The organism is Candidatus Brachybacter algidus, assembly GCF_016707225.1.
Classification (GTDB): domain Bacteria; phylum Bacteroidota; class Bacteroidia; order Chitinophagales; family Saprospiraceae; genus Parvibacillus; species Parvibacillus algidus.
The window spans coordinates 879,547-900,552 of record NZ_JADJID010000003.1; the positions used below are offsets into that span (position 1 = coordinate 879,547).

At 37.0% G+C, this 21,006-nt stretch carries 13 protein-coding genes and 2 pseudogenes; all 15 read right to left on the bottom strand.

Annotation, left to right across the window (positions count from 1 at the left end; all coding sequences use genetic code 11):
- Window positions 1–102 precede the first annotated feature (102 nt).
- Window positions 103–1,566, bottom strand: a complete 1,464-nt coding sequence (locus IPI15_RS13590) for a YitT family protein (protein WP_287403254.1) — start codon at window positions 1,564–1,566, stop codon at window positions 103–105.
- Window positions 1,567–1,583: 17 nt separating this feature from the next.
- Complete coding sequence (locus IPI15_RS13595) at window positions 1,584–2,618, bottom strand: adenylate/guanylate cyclase domain-containing protein (protein ID WP_287403252.1); 1,035 nt, start codon at window positions 2,616–2,618, stop codon at window positions 1,584–1,586.
- Entirely contained in the window at window positions 2,615–2,989 is a 375-nt protein-coding gene (locus IPI15_RS13600; protein ID WP_287403251.1) for a response regulator, read from the bottom strand. Before IPI15_RS13600 ends, IPI15_RS13595 begins: the two co-directional genes overlap by 4 nt.
- Entirely contained in the window at window positions 2,986–4,965 is a 1,980-nt protein-coding gene (locus IPI15_RS13605; protein WP_287420719.1) for an ATP-binding protein, read from the bottom strand. Before IPI15_RS13605 ends, IPI15_RS13600 begins: the two co-directional genes overlap by 4 nt.
- A gap of 2 nt (window positions 4,966–4,967) precedes the next feature.
- Complete coding sequence (locus tag IPI15_RS13610) at window positions 4,968–9,143, bottom strand: ATP-binding protein (RefSeq protein ID WP_287403247.1); 4,176 nt, start codon at window positions 9,141–9,143, stop codon at window positions 4,968–4,970.
- A gap of 3 nt (window positions 9,144–9,146) precedes the next feature.
- A complete protein-coding gene (locus IPI15_RS13615; RefSeq protein WP_287403245.1) occupies window positions 9,147–10,541 on the bottom strand; it encodes a sensor histidine kinase in 1,395 nt (464 codons plus the stop codon).
- A gap of 16 nt (window positions 10,542–10,557) precedes the next feature.
- Window positions 10,558–11,214 (bottom strand): transmembrane-type terpene cyclase, encoded by a 657-nt coding sequence (locus tag IPI15_RS13620; RefSeq protein ID WP_287403243.1) that lies wholly within the window; start codon window positions 11,212–11,214, stop codon window positions 10,558–10,560.
- Window positions 11,215–11,223: 9 nt separating this feature from the next.
- Complete coding sequence (locus IPI15_RS13625; RefSeq protein ID WP_287403242.1) at window positions 11,224–12,492, bottom strand: oxygenase MpaB family protein; 1,269 nt, start codon at window positions 12,490–12,492, stop codon at window positions 11,224–11,226.
- 544 nt (window positions 12,493–13,036) lie between these two features.
- Window positions 13,037–13,498: pseudogene (tnpA, locus tag IPI15_RS13630) on the bottom strand (IS200/IS605 family transposase).
- A 217-nt stretch (window positions 13,499–13,715) separates the two neighbouring features.
- Window positions 13,716–15,590 carry a GAF domain-containing sensor histidine kinase gene (locus IPI15_RS13635; RefSeq protein ID WP_287420721.1) on the bottom strand — a complete coding sequence of 625 codons (1,875 nt, stop codon included), beginning with the start codon at window positions 15,588–15,590 and terminating at the stop codon, window positions 13,716–13,718.
- A 179-nt stretch (window positions 15,591–15,769) separates the two neighbouring features.
- Window positions 15,770–16,774, bottom strand: a complete 1,005-nt coding sequence (locus IPI15_RS13640) for a hypothetical protein (RefSeq protein ID WP_287420723.1) — start codon at window positions 16,772–16,774, stop codon at window positions 15,770–15,772.
- A 355-nt stretch (window positions 16,775–17,129) separates the two neighbouring features.
- A complete protein-coding gene (locus tag IPI15_RS13645) occupies window positions 17,130–18,182 on the bottom strand; it encodes a sensor histidine kinase (RefSeq protein WP_287403239.1) in 1,053 nt (350 codons plus the stop codon).
- Window positions 18,183–18,238: 56 nt separating this feature from the next.
- Window positions 18,239–19,378: an FIST signal transduction protein gene (locus IPI15_RS13650; RefSeq protein ID WP_287420725.1), complete on the bottom strand. Its 1,140-nt coding sequence runs from the start codon at window positions 19,376–19,378 to the stop codon at window positions 18,239–18,241.
- A gap of 48 nt (window positions 19,379–19,426) precedes the next feature.
- A pseudogene (locus tag IPI15_RS19860) lies at window positions 19,427–19,784 on the bottom strand (four helix bundle protein).
- A gap of 43 nt (window positions 19,785–19,827) precedes the next feature.
- Window positions 19,828–20,985 carry an FIST signal transduction protein gene (locus IPI15_RS13660; RefSeq protein ID WP_287403232.1) on the bottom strand — a complete coding sequence of 386 codons (1,158 nt, stop codon included), beginning with the start codon at window positions 20,983–20,985 and terminating at the stop codon, window positions 19,828–19,830.
- Between the last annotated feature and the right edge of the window lie 21 nt (window positions 20,986–21,006).

Consider the following 21,006-nt stretch of genomic DNA (forward strand, 5'->3'; position numbering starts at 1 on the left):
ATCGAAAAATTATCGCCTGTGTTTTAATCTTTGCTAGAATGCCTGCCATCCAAATCTAGCTCCCCTGACCGATCTCATTACCCATTACTCATTACCCATTACCTAATGCTGGTGCCTCCGATTCAAAATCCCTCCACTCGTATCCTTGATCGTATTGGCAAATACAAAAGCATTCGGATCAACATCTTTAATTAGATTTTTGAGTTTTCTTAATTCTAGTCGGGTGATCACCGTGAATATAATGTCGACATCTGCGCTTTCTTCAAATTTACCGGGTAGAAATCCGCGCTCTCCTTTGTAAACGGTAATTCCTCTTCCTAAATGGTTGACCAATTGATATTTAATGATCTCACTTTTTCCGGAGATAATGGTCACACCGGTTTTCGCTTGAAGTCCTTCTACCACATAATCAATACATCTGGTAGCGGTAAAATAAGTCAGAATAGAATAGAGAGCAGTTTCTAACCCAAATTGCAGTGCAGCGATAGAGAATATCAAGATATTTATCCCTAAAATAATTTCCGTTATTGTGAAGGAGGTTCTTTTGAGTGTATAATGTGCCAGGACTTCAATTCCATCCAGCGCTGCTCCAGCACGCATCACCAAGCCAATACCAATTCCAAGAAATGCCCCACCAAATACTGATATAATTAACTTATCGTGTGTCAGCGGAACTTCAGGGATGAGATATAATGCGAGACCAAGCAATACCACGCTGATCAATGTCCGGTAAGCAAAAGATTTACTGACCGAATAATAACCCACAGCTATCAATGGTAAATTAAAAAGTATGATGAGCAATGTAAGGTCGATGTGATATATCTCATGAATTAAAAGAGAAATACCGGTAATACCGCCGTCAAAAAAATGATTTGGAACTAAGAAACACTTTAGTGCCATACCAGAGAATGTAACACCCAGAGCCATCATCAGCCCATCTTGCAGAATATCGGCCCAACTAAGTTTTTTATTTTCTTGAGGTTTTGTCTTATCATCGCGCCCAATCACTCTATCGAGGTTGGACTGCTTTTGCTTCTCCAGATTAATTATTGCCGAAGGAGTAAAATATTTATGAGATGAAAGGAATTCCAATTGCATGCGATTCCACTCAGCTCTGTTCTTTATGACTTTCAATTTCAGAAATTCGTTGAACAGTTTCTCTGCGTATTCTTCATATACTTCAGTTCCGAGGTAATACAGATCTGCATCACACAATATACGACTCAATGGATCTTTCGGCAACTGCGGCAATCTGGTCGCCATAATCATTTGACAGATTAAATCTATGTCAGATTGAATGTAGTTGAAGTCAGGAAGATATTGATTTGCAAATTTGCAGGACAATATTTCATGAGTGATGTGACTTTCCAGAAACCCGGTATCATGCATTAATGCGGCCGTTTTTAACAATATCAACTCCTTTCCATCCACATTTTCCATACTTGCTAAGTGAATAGAAGCCTTTATTACATTTTCAGTATGTTGAGCATTATGATATGTTAAATAAGTAGGTAAATCAGCCTTAAGTTTATCCATTATAAATGAATACAACTGTTCGTATTGCATAAAAGAATTTTAAACCATTAATTAATTACTGAATAAAGCGTAGCTTCTTCAGTTTTGTTTTTCAATTGAAAGCTTCCTATATTCTCACATTGAAAAGACATTTTTACTTTTTCAAAACATTTCTCTGAAATAAGTATCTGACTCCCTTTAGCTGTAGATTGTATGCGCTGTGCAGTGTTGACGGTATCGCCGATCACCGTATAATCCAATCTGCGGATGGTAGTGGAACCAATATTACCTGAGACCATTTCACCACAGTTGATACCTATAGCTACATGTGGCGTAAAATCATGTTCTTCCGGCAAGCTGTCAATAGCATTTCTTATCGCCAAACTAGCGTCTATAGCACGATCACTGTGGTATGCACCTTTAAAAACTGCCATGACGCAATCTCCTATAAATTTATCTATGATACCATCCTGAACTATTATTTCTTTTGCTATTAGATCGAAATATTTATTGAGTAACTGTACCACCGTATCCGGGTGTTCTTTCTCGCTGATCGAAGTAAAACCACATATATCTATGAAAACCACTGTAGCATCTATTGTCTCGTTTGCAGTGAGTGAATTTTCATATTCTTTAGAACCCATAAAGCTCAGTACATTTTCGTCCACATACATGCGCAGTATATTGTTTTCCTTGATCGCTTTAAGTGTTTCCCGGATCTGCCTTACCTGTTTGATGGTTTTTTCCATTGTAAGTTCCAGGTCATTAAAATTAACAGGTTTTGTAATAAAGTCAAATGCTCCCCTATTCATTGCTGTTCTGATATTATCCATGTCACCGTAAGCGGAAACCATGACTGTTTTAACCAAAGGATTTGATTCGCCCATTTTTGTTAATAATGTCAGGCCGTCCATTTCAGGCATATTTATATCACTGAGCACGATCTCAATATCCGGATTTTCAACCAATTTTACTAAAGCTTCATTTCCATTATGCGCGAAAAAAAATTCGTAATGCTGGTCTCTGATTTTTTGTCTAAATTTTTGTCGAATTAGCATTTCCAAATCGACTTCATCGTCTGCTACAAGAATTTTGGTAATCATAATTTTTCTTTTAACTTTTCCTTTAATGCAGTAAAATCAACAGGTTTGGTAATAAAATCATCTGCTCCAAGTTTCATTGCTTCATTATAGTTTTCATCATCACCATAAGCGGTGATCATCATCACAATGGGAGGTGGCTTTTCGTAATGTTTTTTGATTTTGCTCAATAATTCAAGTCCACTCATTCCGGGCATGTTGATATCGGATAGAATCAGTACGGCTTCATGTTCATGATCCTGCATAAAACTAAGTGCTTCTTCACCGGAAAATGCAAATGCAAATTCACATTCCTTATTCTTGATCTCTTTTCTAAACCTCTGTTCGAAAAGGCTTTTAACATCTGTTTCGTCGTCTACAACTAATATTTTCATATAGTATTTGTATTTTGTATTGGTAAATGTATAATAAATTTTGTGCCTTTGCCCTCTTCGGTTTCAACGATGATTTTGCCACCGTGACTTTTTACCACGATGTCGTTGCTCATGGAAAGTCCTAGTCCGGTGCCTTGCCCTGTTGGTTTAGTTGTAAAAAATGGTTGAAAAATTTTATCAACAATAGTCTGAGGAATGCCATTACCGTTGTCGCCAACAGTAATTTCAACTTTGTTAACCATTTTCTTAGTACTGATAGAAACTGTTGGTTCGTATTCATTTCCATTATGAGACGCAAGCAGTGCGACTCTATGTTCATTCACTGCATAAAAAGCATTGGTCAATAAATTCAATACGACTCTTCCTATATCTTGAGGTATGATGTTGATATTGCCGATTGTTTCATCATAATCTGTTTTCATCGTGGCATTAAAAGACTTATCCTTTGCCCTTAAGCCATGATAACTCAATCGCAAATATTCATCACACAGGGCATTGATGTCGGTGGGTTCTTTTACACCGTTGCTACTGCGGCTGTGTTGCAACATTCCTTTTACAATGGCATCGGCGCGCTTGCCATGGTGGTTTATTTTTTCTAAATTTTGAATCACATCATCCGCAATTTCTTTTGCTTCTTCAGGATTTCCATTATCCAATTCTATCTTCATCTCATCAAGTAATTCCTTGCTTAGTTCAGAAAAATTATTGACGAAGTTTAATGGGTTCTGAATTTCATGAGCGATGCCAGCGGTTAGTTCTCCGAGGGAAGCCATTTTTTCTGATTGGATCAATTGTGACTGTGTCGATTTTAATTCGGATAAGGCCTCTTCCAACATGAGGTTTGCTTTTTGTTTGCGCTTATTGTTGTAATACAGGACGATTGCAATTAAGCAAAAGAAAGCCAATCCGGCAATCATTAAGTTTGTCTTTATCTTATTTGTGTATTCTTTTTTTTCACTTTCTGCATTTCTTTTTCGCATATCATCTTCATAAGTCATCATTTGCAGTTGTTGGTTTGCTTGTGTGCTATAAAGACTGTCATTGGCAGCACGGAATATTTTCAGATATTTGATCGTGCTGTCGGCATTGGTTTCCTGATATATATCTGTCAGCAATTTGGCCGGTTTCATAGCCAGATACGCATAGCTGCTATTGGCAATTACTTCCATTGATTTTCTCGCGTAAAATGCCGCGGAATCCGGGTTATTATGACGATAAAAATGCTCGGCCAACGCCAGATTGATCATGTTCAACATCCGACTCGATTCCCTCTTTTCCATGCTTTGCAGGCATTCGTGATACAATTTTTCCGCTTCAGCGACCCTTCCCATTTGGCTATACGCCCCGGCAATACTTTGCAAGGCCTGAATGTCAACATTTTTAGAGAGCTTCATATCGAGTCTTTTCTGTGCATAAAATATTGCGGAGTCTAATTTTCCGATGGCTAAATAAACCGTCGCCAAATTCCCCTGAATCCAATAGATAAGCCGTTTTTCATTATCGCCCTTTGGTTCAATTTTATACGCCTCGAGATAAAGTTTCAGTGCTTTTTGATAATCTTCCCGATCCTTGTAAAGATGCGCAAGCATAGTTTGGGTGTATGAAATCGCAGCTGGGTTGTTTGTTTTCTCAGCCATAGCAACTGCCTTTTGGTGATACTCCAAACCTTTGATGTAGTTGCCGGACAAGCGATATCCATGCCCCGCCAAACTCCATGAAAGTGCTTCACCTATGGCATCTTTCTTTTTAACAGCGATTTTGTACAACTGCTCATGACAGTATGAGATCAGGTGTGGATACTGTTCAATATTGGAATTGAAAATTCTAAATACCAAATTTATTCGTGCATTCGGATCCTTCTCGACAGACATTATTTTAAAAATAGAGTCAACTTTCTGTTTCACTCGAGCTTCATTTTGGGCATCTGCAGAATGCCAAAAGAGAAAAATACAAAAAAGAAAAACTAATGTTTTCATCATTAAATCTTTATAGTGAATGAAGTGCCTTCTGTTTCTTTTGTGTCAACATAAAGTTCGCCACCGTGTCCTTTCGTAATAATGTCATACGCCAAACTCAATCCCAAACCAGTTCCCTGACCGGTTGGCTTGGTTGTGAAGAAAGGCTGGAATATTTTGTCTAGAGCGGATTGTGGAATTCCATTGCCATTGTCTTTAATGGAGATTATGGTTTTATCATCTTCTTTTTTTGTTGCAATAGAAACCGTAGGGTCATAATTTTCCAATCCTGATTTTTTCTTTTCATTGACCGCATAAAATGCATTGGTCAAAAGATTCAATATCACTCTTCCAATATCCTGTGGAATGATATTGATATTTCCGATTGATGAATCAAAGTCAGTTTTCATCGAAGCATTGAAGGATTTGTCTTTTGCCCGCAGGCCATGATAACTTAATCGTAAATATTCATCACACAGCGCATTGATATCTGTAGGTTCTTTTACACCGTTGCTGCTTCTGCTATGTTGCAACATTCCTTTTACAATGGCATCAGCACGTTTGCCGTGATGATTTATTTTTTCTAAATTTTGAATTATATCATCTGCTATTTCTTTAGCATCTTCTGTATTTCCATTATCCAATTCTGTCTTCATTTCATCCAGCAACTCTTTGCTCACTTCACTAAAATTATTGACAAAGTTCAATGGGTTTTGAATTTCGTGGGCAATGCCGGCAGTAAGTTCTCCAAGGCTGGCCATTTTTTCTGATTGGATCAACTGTTTTTGTGTCGCCTGCAAGATGGACAAAGCTTGTTCTGCCTTTTTTCGAGCTTCTTTTATTTCCAGAACATCTTGCTCCGCTCTCAATGCTTGTACTTCTGCTTTTTGCAAATCGAGAAAACGGGTATAGGTTTGTTCGAAAACTTGGGCAAAACGAATAAAAATTTCATGTGTTTCAGAAACAGGCTCAAAGCTGATAAATAATAGATAACCATATTTGAAGAACGCGACATGATCTATTTGACGAGTCGGAAATGAGCCACCTGCTGCTTTCATTTGCAATAAACCATCACCAATTACTGGCAGAGTACATAAATAATTATACCAGTCAACACAATCTTTTCCTGCAAATTCCTTGATTAATAATTTTTCACCTTTTTGCCCTGCTTCATAATAATCGAGAAAGATTTTTTCTCTCGGGGTTTTATAAGTTTGCAGGGTGCCCATCTCATTACTGAACCATTCAGTAGAATCATTTTCACCATAAATATTAAATGCACATCCCCATGTTTTAATGCCTAATGCCCTTACCTGCTGATCTAATAAAAAAGATGCATCAGCTAATTCATCACTATGCAACATGGCCATAGTTCTGGCGCGAACTCTTTCCAATGCCAGTTCAATCTCTGCTTCTCTTGCCTGTGCTTCTGCTTTTTGTAGATCGAGGAAACGGATATAGGATTGCTCAAAGACTTTTGCAAACCTTCTAAGTATTGCACTTTCACTTTCTGTCAACTGCTTACCGGAGTGACTGACCAATACAACAGCTGAATTTTTCTCAAAAGCTATTGCAACATCGTAATATTTATATCCAAGGGCCTTTTCTTTTTCTGCTTGTGGCATGTTTTTTAAAGCCGGAAGCTCAAAGAAGTATCTAAACAGAGAGTTCTTTTCCTGAACAGTATAGGATTTGGCATAGAAATCAGTTCCGGTTTGCCGGGCCTTCCAAATATCATTCTGAACAGGGTGATCAATGTAAGGTGTGAGAAAGTTAATGATTGTTTTATACTCAGGTGAAGCAACCCATTGATAATAGTCTTTGGATTCTTTTTCATAAGTAAAAATTGCCGTTGCCCGGCTTTCCATGGCTATACCCAAATCCTGTAACTTCTTAAGTACCTCAAGTATTACATCCTTAAGCTCATCACTCTTATGCATTGCCAACGATGTTGAACGTACTTTTTCGAGTGCTGCTTCTATCTGTGCTTCTCTTGCCTGTGCTTCTGCTTTTTGCAGGTCGAGAAACCGGGTGTAGGCCTGCTCAAAAGCATGTGTCATTTTAATAGTGATATTCCGAACGTCATCATCTGGAGGTTTAATCATATCGAAAGCAATCATTCCATTTTTCAATCTGCCACAGGCATCCCATTGGTGGGTAAGGTGACCTCCTGAAATTGCATCAGTAATTATACCTGCTATGGTTTCATTTATTTTCTTCCATTCCTTTACAGCAGCACGCAGTTTTTTCAAATCAAAGTCCATTACGAAATACGGGTTTCCTTCCTTCCATTTATTTAAAATTTCCACGCCCATTATTGGAAATTTTTTTGCCTCATACTTTATAGTTGCACTTTTAGGATCTCCCATATTGCCCGGGGATGAGCAATCCCAGACAGTTAAAAATTCTTTTTCATCAATTAAAATGATTTGAGCACCGGTAAAGCCTTCCAGGTTTAAATGTTGAATTTGTTGCAGGAGTTGTTTAACTACTATTTCAAAGTCGGAAGTTGAATGCATCGCCATTGCTTCAGCCCGTACTCTTTCAACGGCGGCTTCAATTTTGGCTTCTCTTGCTTGTACTTCTGCTTTTTGCAAGTCGAGAAAACGGGTATAGGTTTGTTCAAATACTTTTGCAAAACGTTTGAAAATTTCTTGAAATTCCGGGACAGGTTCGTAGGTTATAAACATTAAATAGCCTTGGTCAAAGTAAGCGATATAAAAAATTTGAAAAGTGGGCAATTGGACTCCTGCTGCTTTTAATTCTGCTAATGTTTCACTCACTCCTGGCACTGTGGACATATATTTGTAATGATTCTCCAGAACTTTTCCTCCGATTTCCTTTATAAATAATTTTTCTCCATTCTGTCCTCCCTTATAAAAATCCAGATATACATTTTCCGAGCTATTCGATTTAAATGGACGGCCGAATCCTTCTTTAGTACCATTCCAGGCGGTTGCATGTTTTCTATCCTTATCCCAAATATTAAATGAGCAATTCCATGTTGGCGCTCCCAAAAATTCAATCTGTTGAAATAATAAAGTAGCTGCATCCAACAGTTCATCACTATGCTGCATGGCCATCGTTCTGGCGCGAACTCTTTCCAATGCCAGTTCAATCTCAGCTTCTCTTGCCTGCTTTTCTGCTTTTTGTAAATCAAGGAAGCGTGTATAAGACTGTTCAAAAACATTAGAAAACTTTTTACAAATTTCTCGAATTTCAGCATTGGGTTCTTTCGTAATCAACAATAAATAACCTTGTTTAAAAAATCCAACATAATAACATTGTTTTGTAGGAAGTGATAATCCTGCCTCATCCAATTGCTTGATTGCTACTGCAACTGAAGGAACCTTACGCAAGAAATTATAATGCTCTTCCAGCGCTCCTCCTTCCCAAATTTTTTCGTGTGAATCTGCACCTGTTAGCGAAGCATTGTATATATCATGATGAGTCGGTTCCTCAATATAAGGGATTTTCATAGGTGGTAATAAACCGCTGGAATCAGCGCCCATCCATACTTCCACAATGTCATCTTCTTTCCAGATACAAAATCCGCAACTCCAGGTTTCAAAACCAAACTCCTTTATTTGTTGGAATAAAATGGATGCGGTATCAGCCAATTCTGTAGATTTTTGCATTGACATAGCAACTGATCTTACTCTTTCTAAAGAAGCTTCAACTTCAAGTTCCTTATTTTTTTCCACAAGGTCCGCAGTTCTTTCAGCTACCTGTTTTTCTAATGTTTCTACTTTTTGTTTCCAGGTTTCAATGCCAAATGTGTCTTCTTCGCTTTGAACTTCTTCCGGTTTTGAACCATGCCAATGAATTACGAGCCACTTATCATCTCTGTATTCCAATATGATAGATGTTCTTAAATACATTTCTATCTTTTCTCCATTAACTTCAAAATTTAAATAAATATCGTCTGCAAAAGCAGCTAAGTCTTCTGAAAGACTTATATATCGACTAACAGGCTCTACCTTCCATTTGAAATCTAAACCCTTACTTTGTTCATTTTGAAATTTTAAAACTTTAAGAAAAGCTTCAACACCAAATATTTTTTCATCCGTGGTAGTACCAAACCCCATTGCATCTGACAACATTATATTTTCTAAAGTATCCGGTTCGCAAAGGCCAAGTACTATATCAATAAATCTTTGGTAAGTATCTAAAAGCAATTTATTTTTTTCAGAAAACATAATTTATAAATTATTTGGTAGGATGATTGTAAAAGTTGTTCCATCTGATTCCTTTGATTTGACTGTTAGTGAACCACCATGAGATTTCACAATATCATAACTCAAACTCAAACCTAATCCTGTGCCTTGCCCTGTGGGTTTGGTAGTAAAAAATGGCTGGAAGATTTTGTCAATAACGGACTGAGGAATACCATTTCCATTATCACTCACGCTGATTTCAATTTTATCACCTAATTTTTTGGTGCTGATGGAGACGGTTGGGTCGTAGGTATTCGCATAATGAGACGCATACAATGCGTCTTTATGTTCATTCACTGCATAAAATGCATTGGTTAAGAGATTCAATATAACTCTTCCGATATCCTGAGGTACCACGTTTATCTTACCGATCGAATTGTCGAAATCTGTATTAATTGTCGCATTAAAAGCTTTGTCTTTTGCGCGCAAACCATGATAACAAAGTCGAATATATTCATCCGTCAATGTATTGATGTCAGTCTGTTCCATGGCGCCTGAACTGGTTCTGGAATGCATCAACATGCCTTTGACTATTGAATCCGCACGTTTACCATGATGGCCGATCTTCTCCAGATTTTCAAGCACGCTTTTTAGAATTATCTGAACCTCATCGTAATTTTTTAATTTTAATTCTTCATTTAATTCATTAATTAATTCGATATTTAATTCACTGAAATTATTTACAAAGTTTAAAGGGTTTTGAATTTCATGTGCTATTCCTGCGGTTAATTGAGCAAGTGAAATTAATTTCTCTTGTTGAATGAGTTGATCCTGAGCTGACACCAAGTTTTTATGCTGTTCCGCAAGTTCTTTGATCGCCTTGTTTTTTCCATTTTCATAAACCAGCAATACAAAATAAATAGCAAGATTTGTAGCAATAATTGAATAGAAGAAAAGCTCTTTTTGCCTAGTTAAAGGATAGGTTATGGTGGGAGCACCAATGTAATTTTCGGTAATGTAAAGCAAGGTTAAAGTAACGCAAGTAAACACTATCCAAAAAAAAGCTTCCTTCTTGCCAAGGATGAGCATTGCTATGGCAGGCAAAAGAAAAAAGGCAGCTGATGCAGGCGACAAAACCCCTCCCTGAAGCCACGCTTGAGCAATAAAAGTAACCTCAAATTGAAATAGAAATATATTTCCTGCTATTGTTTTTGACAACCCATTTTTATAAAAATATAGGATAACAATACTAAAGAATGCATTGAATAATAACATGTAAACTATCGGATAGATCTCAAGATCCCATGCAGTTCTAATTCCCAATAAATTGAAAAGCGCAGAGATCAAAATAACCGAAATAAAAATCCGCTTATCTCTTAGTTCAGCATGATCACTATTTATTTTTACTGGAATAAAATAATTAATTAATTTTCTAACCATAATAATTTATTGAAAATTAGATCAATTTACCGTGTCGCTGCCATAATATATATATAAAGCTTAAGTCTAAAACTAAACATGATACACCCAATAATTGAATAAAATGACTTTCCGGATAAAAGATAAACATGGATACAGAGATCAAACCGGTTCCTAACATCCTTGACCATGTCAATAGCATGGAGAACCTACTTGTATCTTGTGTTTGCATCAGCATAAAAACGCATTGCAGAGAAAGAATTACATTGATAATGTAACCGGAATTGGCGCCAATGGCAGTATCATAAGACTCCGACATGTAAAAATAACTAAAGCAAATCCAGAATAGGAAATTTATAATACAAAATAATTTAAAATGTTTTTTTGAATCATCATTCATTGGTTGCTTTGTTCCATACCGGAAGATAGAATAGAAAATAAAACAGTCCAATAGGAAAGCTGCTTGATAACTTAATGCATACAATAAACCGGTGTTTGGGTGATATATAAAGCTCCATACAAACTCCCAACCGATATTGGCTCCCGCCACGTAAGCAGGCATCTCAACAAACTTTTTAATTCTTATCTCTCTGACAAGTACCGCGTAAGCCAAAACCCAAAATAAACAACCTACCCCATTAAAAATTAATCCTATAGTAGAATATTCTTTAAAATTAATTAGCACCTGGTTCATACTATTATTTTATTTTTTTCTAGTGAAATTCCAATCCAGCGTCAATGATTTGGGGAGGTAAAAGTTAATGATGTTGGACTTTGTCATCTTTCTAATTACGACATTTATTCCCAATTTGCTCACTATTTGGATCAGCATTGCAAAAATTAAACTATGATCCAGCCATTCCATAATCTTTGTAGTGCGGCGGAATTTTACAGCAATTTTATTAATGTCTACTTGTTCAGCTTGTGGAATGTCTAACATATCAGATAAATCATGTCCCATCATGTATCTGAAGGTCGCAATATTCTTCAGTTCTGTAGCCTTATTATTTGTAGTATTCTGGTAATCAAGCAGAGATTTCATCAATTGTGATCCCTGTGGACTATTTGCCATCTGATGTTTTAAAATCCGATTGCCAAGTTTGACGGCATCTGCTGAATTTTTAGGGATTAGATCTTCATCAAGACCTATCAGGTGGCCGACGACCCTCCAGCAATGCATGTATGCTTCTTTTTCAAAGGGCTCCAGCTCTATTCCGAGCACGCTCAAACCTTCAAATATCAATGAAGAAAATGACATTAGAGTGCCGGCCATATCTTCTTGATTAATAGGCTTATCAAAGGTCTCTGTGTCCCAATTATTTTTGTGGATATAATAGCGAATTACCGCGTGAATTAATCTCAACTTTTGAGCAGCTTCTACTCCCCTTCCATCCTCATCCAATCCACCCGGCTCCATGCAAAATAAAACAAACTGGGCTGTTTCAGCGATCCTACGTGAAAAAGTATCTTTTGAGCCGTGCCGTTCATTTAACCTTGCTGTCATGTGCAATACCTCAGCGCCTTTGGCACAGGCATAACATTCAGGAAGCGATTTATAAGACAATAAGAGGCTGATCCATATGCCGTGTCTAATGTATATTTGTTGACCCAGATTTATCAAATCTTTATCAGCCCAATCCGGCAATTTCGCAGTGTCAGTAAAATAATTTCTTAATTCAATGGGCACATCATCCGATAATTTATATTTATTTTTTGTAATTAATTGGAACAAGTGGTTGACCTTCTCAGATTCATTTGTGGCCATGATCTGTTTCACGATAGCATCTGCAAGATCATCAGTTCTCATTCGTTTTGACTGCAGAAATTCATCAGACCATTCCTGTACTTCGTCAACATTGATCGAAGCAATTTTTTTAACGGCCCTGCTTTTCAGGTACCAATATCTTATGACAAAAAGGATTGAAGAAACCAGAAATATGGCAAGGATAATTAATAGAATAATTTTAAACATAGGGGAGCTTTTAAATGTGTGTTAAATAAAAGTACAAAATAATTACCGTGTATATTAATGTTGTACAAATTATTATGAGGAAGAGGGTAAAATAATAGGAAATAGTTGATTTTTGGCTCATTCTCTGCCTGAAATGCTGCTCAGGATGAAGTCCATATATTTATGGCGAAGCACAAGGTTCCGCACATAATATGTGTCGAGCCGATGGCTCTCTTTTATTACTTACGGGTTTCTACAAAGGGTTGAAACCCTAAGTTAAATATAGGTCGAGGCTATGCCTCTTGTTCCATATTGAAGCTGACTACTTTTCTAGGCGAAAGGAAGAGACCAGATTTTATCGTTTAACTTCAAAATGTTACTGTATAGTGTCGAGGCTATACCTCTGATCTAGGTACATTACAACGCACTATTTATCTAAAAGGCCAGAGGCTTGATTCTATTTTTAACACCGGAATTTATTCCGTTGTATTCTGCAACGATCTAAAGAAGAGTGCTGGAGGCACGGCCCATCTCATGCAGACAAAGAATTAAATTTCGATCATTATCAAATCAACTCCTCAAAAATATACTGCTCATCATATTCGATTTCAAATTCTTTTAACAATTCCAGATATTCGTCCCGGAATGTTTGCTTCCTATGATGTTCTTCCTAATTCTGAATATACTTAAAGATCATATCAATATCCCTTTGTCGATAAGAAAAAACACCAAAACCTCTTTGCCACTCAAACCTTTTGGCGGTTAAAGAATGGTCATTGATATACTTGGAGGATTTAGCTTTTACTATTTTCATTAACTCAGATACAGATATTGATGGTTTAAGTCCCAGAAAACAGTGCATATGGTCTTATACTCCATTTACTATGATGGTTTTACAACCTGTTTCATTGATAAGGTTACCTATCACTCCCTGTACCTTTGATCGCCAGGATGGATGGAGCACTGCTTTGCGGTACTTTACTACAAAGACTGTTTGGAGATAGATTTGGTGGTATGTATTTGCCATTTTTTATAGTTTATATGTGACGAGCCGATGGCTCTTTTACAAAGGGTTGAAACCCTTTTTTACAAAATGGTGTCGAGGCTATGCCTCTTGTTCACTATTGAAGCTGACTGCTTTTCTAGGCGAAAGGCCATAGGCCTGATTTTATCTTTTAACTCCAGAATTTATTCTGGGTTGTACCCGCCAGACCCCGCGATAAGTGCCAGCGGCACGATACATGTCAAGCTGGTAATATAATGATAAAGGAACTTCCTTCTCCCTCTTTACTCTCGACTTTTATGTCCCCGCCATGTGCCTTTATAATATCATAACTCAAACTCAAACCCAATCCTGTGCCTTGTCCTGTAGGTTTAGTCGTAAAAAACGGTTGGAATATTTTATCAACAATGTTTTGAGGAATGCCGTTGCCGTTGTCGGTTACTTTAATTTCGACTTTATCTCCAATCTGCTTTGTACTAATTGAAACAGTTGGTTCGTATGCATTTGCATCATTAGACGCATACAATGCGTCTCTATGCTCATTCACCGCATAGAATGCATTGTTTATTAAATTCAAAATAACTCTACCAATATCTTGTGGAATGATATTTATATTGCCGATACTCCCGTCAAAATCTGTCTTGAAAGTTGCGTTGAAAGATTTGTCCTTTGCCCTTAGACCATGATAGCTCAATCGCAAATATTCATCACATAAGGCATTGATGTCAGTGGGTTCCTTTTGCCCATCCGTCTTTCTGCTGTGTTGCAGCATACCTTTTACAATAGCATCGGCTCGTTTACCGTGATGGTTTATTTTATCTAAATTTTGTTTTACATCTATTGCAATTGCTTTTGCTTCTTCAATATCGCCTTTATCAAGCTCAGCATTCATCTCATCGATTAATTCATTGCTTAATTCAGAGAAATTATTGACGAAATTAAGAGGATTTTGGATCTCGTGGGCGATGCCGGCAGTGAGCTCTCCGAGTGAGGCCATTTTTTCGGATTGGATGAGTTGGGTTTGTGCTAATTTAAGTGTTGAGAGTGTATTGTTTAATTCATCATAAGCTTCGGCGTTTTCTATGGCAATGGTAGTGTAGGTGGCAATGTTCCGAAGCATAAAAAGTTGGTAATCCGAATACGCATTTTTTTGAAAACTTTGCACCGTAAGCACACCTAATTTTCCTGCTTTACTTATTAAGGGAAGAAAAATAATGGACTCCGGTTGTCCGCCCTGATCAGGCGTCGCTACTTCTTGTATATGATCTTTATATTGTTCATCAAGATTATTGATAATGATCTCTTTGCCTTCTTTAAAACAAACAGCGCCAAAACGGCTTTCATCATCAATGGCATTGGCATAAAATGGAAGCGGTTCTCCATTTTCATACGTCGAAGTAAATTCAATTCTTTTTAAAGTTTCATTATAAATTCCAATTCCAAAAACATTGGCATCCATTAAGGTGTTTACATTTTTATACACAGTACCAATTATTTTTTCGATGGATAGGGAAGAGGTAATCTTGCGGCCGACATCACTTAGCAATTCTACATTCTGCGCTTTCTCATTGATCTCCTGTTTTTGTTTTTCTAAGAGTGTATTTGCTTTTTGCTTTTGGTGGTTATTGCGCATTAACAAACCAGCAACAGCGAGTATTAATGCCAATAAAGCCACTGCTCCAATTAACATGTTGCGCTGACCTTTCTTTTGCTCATTCAGCACACTTATTTGGGCCTCTTTTTTATCTAAATTAAAAGTGTATTGCTGCACCGCTGTTCTATTGCGTACTTCCTCATTCATCATGCTGTCCCGATAGTTCATGTAGAGCAGTTGGTTTGCATAGGCATTTGCAAAATCCTTTTTCGCAGCATAAGCATCAGCGAGTGCCAGCGTGTTGTCTCGCATAAACTCAATGGTACCGGTTTCTTTTGCTGCTGCCAGGCCCAACTTGCCATAATAAATGGCACTGTCCACCCTATTTTTCTTGAGATAGGCACGGGAGAGTATGTCATAAGTAAATGCTTTCGTACCAATATCACCATTTTCGTTTTCGACCTTCAGAGATTTGAAAGCATAGTAAAAAGCTGAATCTAAACTGCCCATTCTTGTATACACATCGGCAATATTACTTTCATTAATATATGCAAAACGTGATTTATATGCTTCTTTTGCGTCATTGTATGCTTTGATGGCTTCGGGATATTTTCCTGAAAGGCGGTAGTTCTCTCCAAGTGACGTTTGCAGGTTGAATTCAATTTGCTTATCGCCTAATTTTTTATTGGCTTTTTCTGCTTTTAAAAATAACTGATTGCGTTGCCCGGGTCGCCCAGGTAAGCGTATAATGTTCCCAGGTCAATCCAACTAGTGATTAGGCTCAGTGTGTCATTTGCGATTTCCGCCGAGTTGAGTTCTTTGAGGTAATATTCCATTGCCCTGGCATAGTCACTGAGCATAGCCGAAAAATAATACCCGATAGAATTTTGCACCTTAGATAACTTCACTTTGTCTCCGGATTTTAGGGCTGTTTCTTCCGCCTTTAGATAGTAGGTTAGTGCCTCTTTATCACTGGTTGCTCTCATTCGGTTTCCAATAAATTGTAACACATCTGCCAGAAAAATAAGGTCACCACTTTTTTCTGCAAGGGAAATCGCTTTGTTTATGTAGGTCTTTCGCTCCTTTAAATTTTTAGTGGTAAATGCAATTATAACGGAAACACTTGCCTGAGGTACAATGTCACCTGCTTTTTGGTATAATGAATCTGCTTGCATGAAAAGCCTTTTTGCATCCAATTCATCCGTGGAAATTGAGGCCATATTTTGGAGAATGGCTGCTTGTAATTTAAACCAGTTCGTTTTTTTTGCGAGCGAATAAGCTTCCTGCAAAAGAATATATCTTTTTGCTAAATTAGTTTCAAGATTAGTTTTTCTATAAAGTATATCTGCCTTTAATTCCGGGCTACCGGTTAGCTTAGCAATGGAATCTGCAAGATGGAACATGACTTTACTTTCGGACTCATTTTTCATACTGAATGCAGCATCAGCTAAAAGTGAAAAAGTAAAACCCTGCCCGTTTACGTACTTAATTTTTTGGGAAATAGCCAATGCTTCGGCTGCATATTTTTTTCTTTCGTTAGGCTGTGGCCGCAATTCATAGGCCAATTCGATCAGCAGTTTTACACGAATCGTATCCTGCTGTTTGTGGCTGTCCAGCTTCTTTTTTAGCTTGTCGATTTGAGAGTTCTGCGCAGTAGCAAGAAGTGTTACTGTAAGGAAAGAAAGAAGCAAGAATAATTTTCTCATACCATTTAATTAAATCGATTTTATCAAATCAAAGTAGTTGTAGTTACATTTTTCTAGATCACAGTATATGCGCCGATCAGACAATAGGTAATTCAAGTATAAACGCTGTGCCTTCATTTTCTTTTGTTTCTACTTGTATTTCTCAACCATGCGCTTTCACTATATCATAACCAGTCAGAATCACGGATTTAAAAAGATTTGTAGATTTCACTGATTCAATCTAATAGTACCAGCCCTTTAATAACTTATACTCTTTAAAGAATGCTCCAATAAATATCTCGGTTATATCTTTATATATTAATTCAACCATCTTTATTCTATTCCGTGCAATCCTATAATCCAATTAATCTGTGATTCAGACAATTGGTATCTTAATCGTAAATTCAGTTCCTCTTTCTTCTTTTGAATCTACCCTTATTTCTCCTCCGTGCGCTCTTATTATATCATAACTAAGACTTAACCCAAGTCCAGTTCCCTGCCCGGTGGGCTTAGTTGTAAAGAAGGGTTGAAATATCTTTTCTTTAACTGATTCAGGAATTCCATTTCCATTATCTGTAACTCGTATTTCTACCTTATCAGCAAATTTTTTTGTACTGATGGAAACAATTGGTTCATATGCATTTGCATCATTAGATACATACAATGCTTCTCTATGTTCATTCACCGCATAGAATGCATTGTTAATTAAATTCAAAATAACTCTTCCAATATCCTGAGGGATGATATTGACATTACCAATGCTTTCATCAAAATCCGTGATCAAAGTTGCATTGAACGATTTGTCTTTGGCACGAAGACCGTGATAACTCAATCGTAAATATTCATCACACAAAACATTAATGTCAGTAGGCTCCTTTTGTCCCTCAGTTTTTCTGCTGTGTTGCAGCATGCCTTTTACAATGGCATCTGCCCGCTTGCCGTGATGGTTGATTTTTTCTAAATTTTGTTTTACATCTGCTGCAATTGCTTTTGCTTCTTCAATATCACCTTTATTTAATTCAATATTCATTTCATCAATCAATTCATTGCTTAATTCAGAGAAATTATTCACGAAATTAAGTGGGTTTTGAATTTCATGGGCGATGCCGGCAGTGAGCTCTCCAAGGGAGGCCATTTTTTCGGATTGGATGAGTTGGGTTTGTGCAGCCTTCAGTTCTTCCAGGGACTTTTGTAAAGCAACGTTACTTTGCTCGATTACTTTACTTTTTTGCTCAAGTTCTTCGATGGTTTCTTCAAGCAGTATAGCGGTGGTGCGTTTTACTTTTTCTGTTCTGTCAAGTTTAAAAGAAGTTATTTCTAATTCTTTATTGGCTTCTTTCAGTGATTTGGAAATGGCTTCTTTTAGCTCAGCCGATAACTGTTCATCCTGTTGAATTAAATTTAATATATTTTGTAAGTGTTGATTCATTAATTCAGAAAATTATCTGCAGAAATTATAAATTAGAAATAAATAAAAACAGACATTTATTTTTCTTTCAATGTGACCACACAAGTAGTCATATTATGCATTTCCAAATTACCACCAGTGGACCTTCCGAGCTCAGCCATGCTAAACATTCCTGCCATAGGTGCATTCCAGACATTTTGAATGCCTTCTATTTCCATTTTCATAAGTGGCCCAAATGCTATAAATCTTCCGCCGCAACTAAATATAATCAGGGCATCTACTTCAGGCATTTCAGTTTTTTTTACTTCTATGGTATTTTGAATAACCTTATCCATCACATCAAAATCGGGAGGAAGTGAAAAGCGAACCTTACTTCCTTCAGGGACAGAACCGCTGCAGTAGTAAGAATGATCGCTCCAGTCAATTTTTAGCGCAGGACGCATGACCGGATCTCCGAAATCTTTTTGTAGTTGTAATGGAAATTGTGTAGCTAATTCCATTGCCAGACCCTCATTTTCTTCCGAAAGGTTTTCTATGCCACCATACTTTGCTGTAATGTCGAGTGCCGGAATCCCATCTATTGTATATACATGGTTGCCAATGCTTTTAGTCACAGTACGCTCTGTGCCCACCGGTTTCCAGCCACAGGTAGCTTTTCCATTTATACTGATCTTGTCTTCATCGAAAGCAATACACACCAAACCAATGTTGCTTTCTTTGCCATTGGTAAATACAAATTGTTCAGAAAAAGAAAAATCGTCACCCGCCATGCCGCCAAAAACATTGACATCGTTGCCTATTGCATCTTCGAATCCATACAACAGTGCTTCAGCATCCGTTTCGATATTTGAACCTCCTATAAAAAAAGCCGGCCTTGGAAATTTTTCTTTTGCTTGAAGTGCAACACGTTTTGCTACTTCACGATAGTTTTTCTCCGGATATTCTTCTAAGTAAATATGAAAATAGTTTTTGTTTAAGTCCAATAATAAAATGACTATAGTACCCATTTCAGATTCTTCATCGATAAACTCCCCATGAGTTGTAATTCCGTAAATACTTATTTTTTCTGCATCAAAAAGCGCAGTTATGGATCGCCTGTCTTGATTTACAGATAAAAATACAAATGCAAGCGTTGGCTTGAACCCATCGGAAATACTTTTTTCAAGACCTGTTTTAATTTCATTTAATGATCTTCCTTTAATTGATTTTGCTTTCAAATTAGGTAATTGTTAATTGATAATTGTAAATGGTTAATTTTTGAATAGTCATGTTTTTTTTAGTTTGGATGTTTTTATAATAGATGTTAGGAGTTTCCTTATTTCTGTTATATCCTGGAAAATAGACTCGTACTGTTGTTTATCCAAATATTCTGATTGATATAAAAGTTCAATCCAATATTCTGCTTCATTGGCTTCTTTTTGTGCAATTGCTAATTTATGAATAAAATCCGGATTGCTTTCTGCTTTTATCAGCTTCTCTAACATTTGCTCCAATAGATGTTCCGCTTCTCAGCAATTGCTTGCTGAGGATATATTCTTTCTTTTCAACCAGCAGGTATTGATATAATTTAATTACCAGAAGCGCAAAAGCAAAACTTTTTGTTTTGATTACATTCTCCTTCATTTTTTCTCATTAACCATTAACAATTCACCATTAATAATTAGTTCTACTTTTCTTTTAACACTACCCAACAGCAAGCAGTAGAATGAAAATTTTGCTTTCCGTTTTTGGCCCTCCCAAATTCTCCATAAGTAAAAAAGCCTGCCATAGGGGCTTGCCAGACTTCCGCCAAACCATCATTTTCCTGAGTTACTAGCGGACCTAATGCAGGATGTCTTCCTGCGCACGAAAATATCAGTAATGCATCGGCCTCTGCTTGCGTTGAATTTTTGAGTTTTGTAGCCTCCTCAATTATTTCTTCTACAATATCGAACTCGGGAGGTGTGGAAAACCAAAATGTTGAGCCTTCGGGCATTTCCATGTCCATGAACAAAGCGTTTTCTTTATAGTCAATACTTAACGGAGATTTTATTACAGTTTCACCTTCATCTCTGTCTACAATAAAAGGAAAATGGAAGGAAAGTTCTTGTAGTAAATTAAAATCCTCGTCATTTGCTTTTTCACCCTTACCGAGATATTTCATATACATCTCAACTGCAGGTTTGTCATCTATCGTATAGACTAAATTACCGACACTCTTAGTGACTTTTCTAGATATGCCCATCGGTTTCCATCCTGTAATGGCCATTCCTTGCAATGAGACTTTATCCTCATCCAGAACGAGTCCAATTATTCCATGATCCGTCTCTTTATGATGTGTAAATACATAACTTCCGCTTAGAGTCATATCATCTCCGGCCATACCGCCGAAAAATACTCTTTCTGATCCGATTGCTTTCTCAATACTATTTACCAGTGTCACACCATCAAAAAATTCTCCTTTAATATTACATCCCGTACTACAAACAATCATTTTTGGGTTTCTAAATAAAGACAAGGCATCTTCAGCTATCCGTTTGGAAGTAGTTTCAATGCTTCTTCCACCAATATCTTCATATAAAATAGAATATGAATCACGCGACAGATCGAGTAATAAAATAGCGATTTCTCCTTCGCTCTGATGGCCATCAATGAACTCTCCGGATGAAGTAACACCAAATATATCAATGTCATTTTGACTCAACAATTCAGCAATTACGTTTCTGTCTTTTTTTATGGAAATAAATACTATAGCGAGGGTAGGTGCAAAACCATCCTCCATGCTTTTATGCAGCGCTGCATAAATATCGTCGTGTGAAGTACCTTTTATCGACTTTGCTTTCATTGATTTGTAAAGATATCTAAT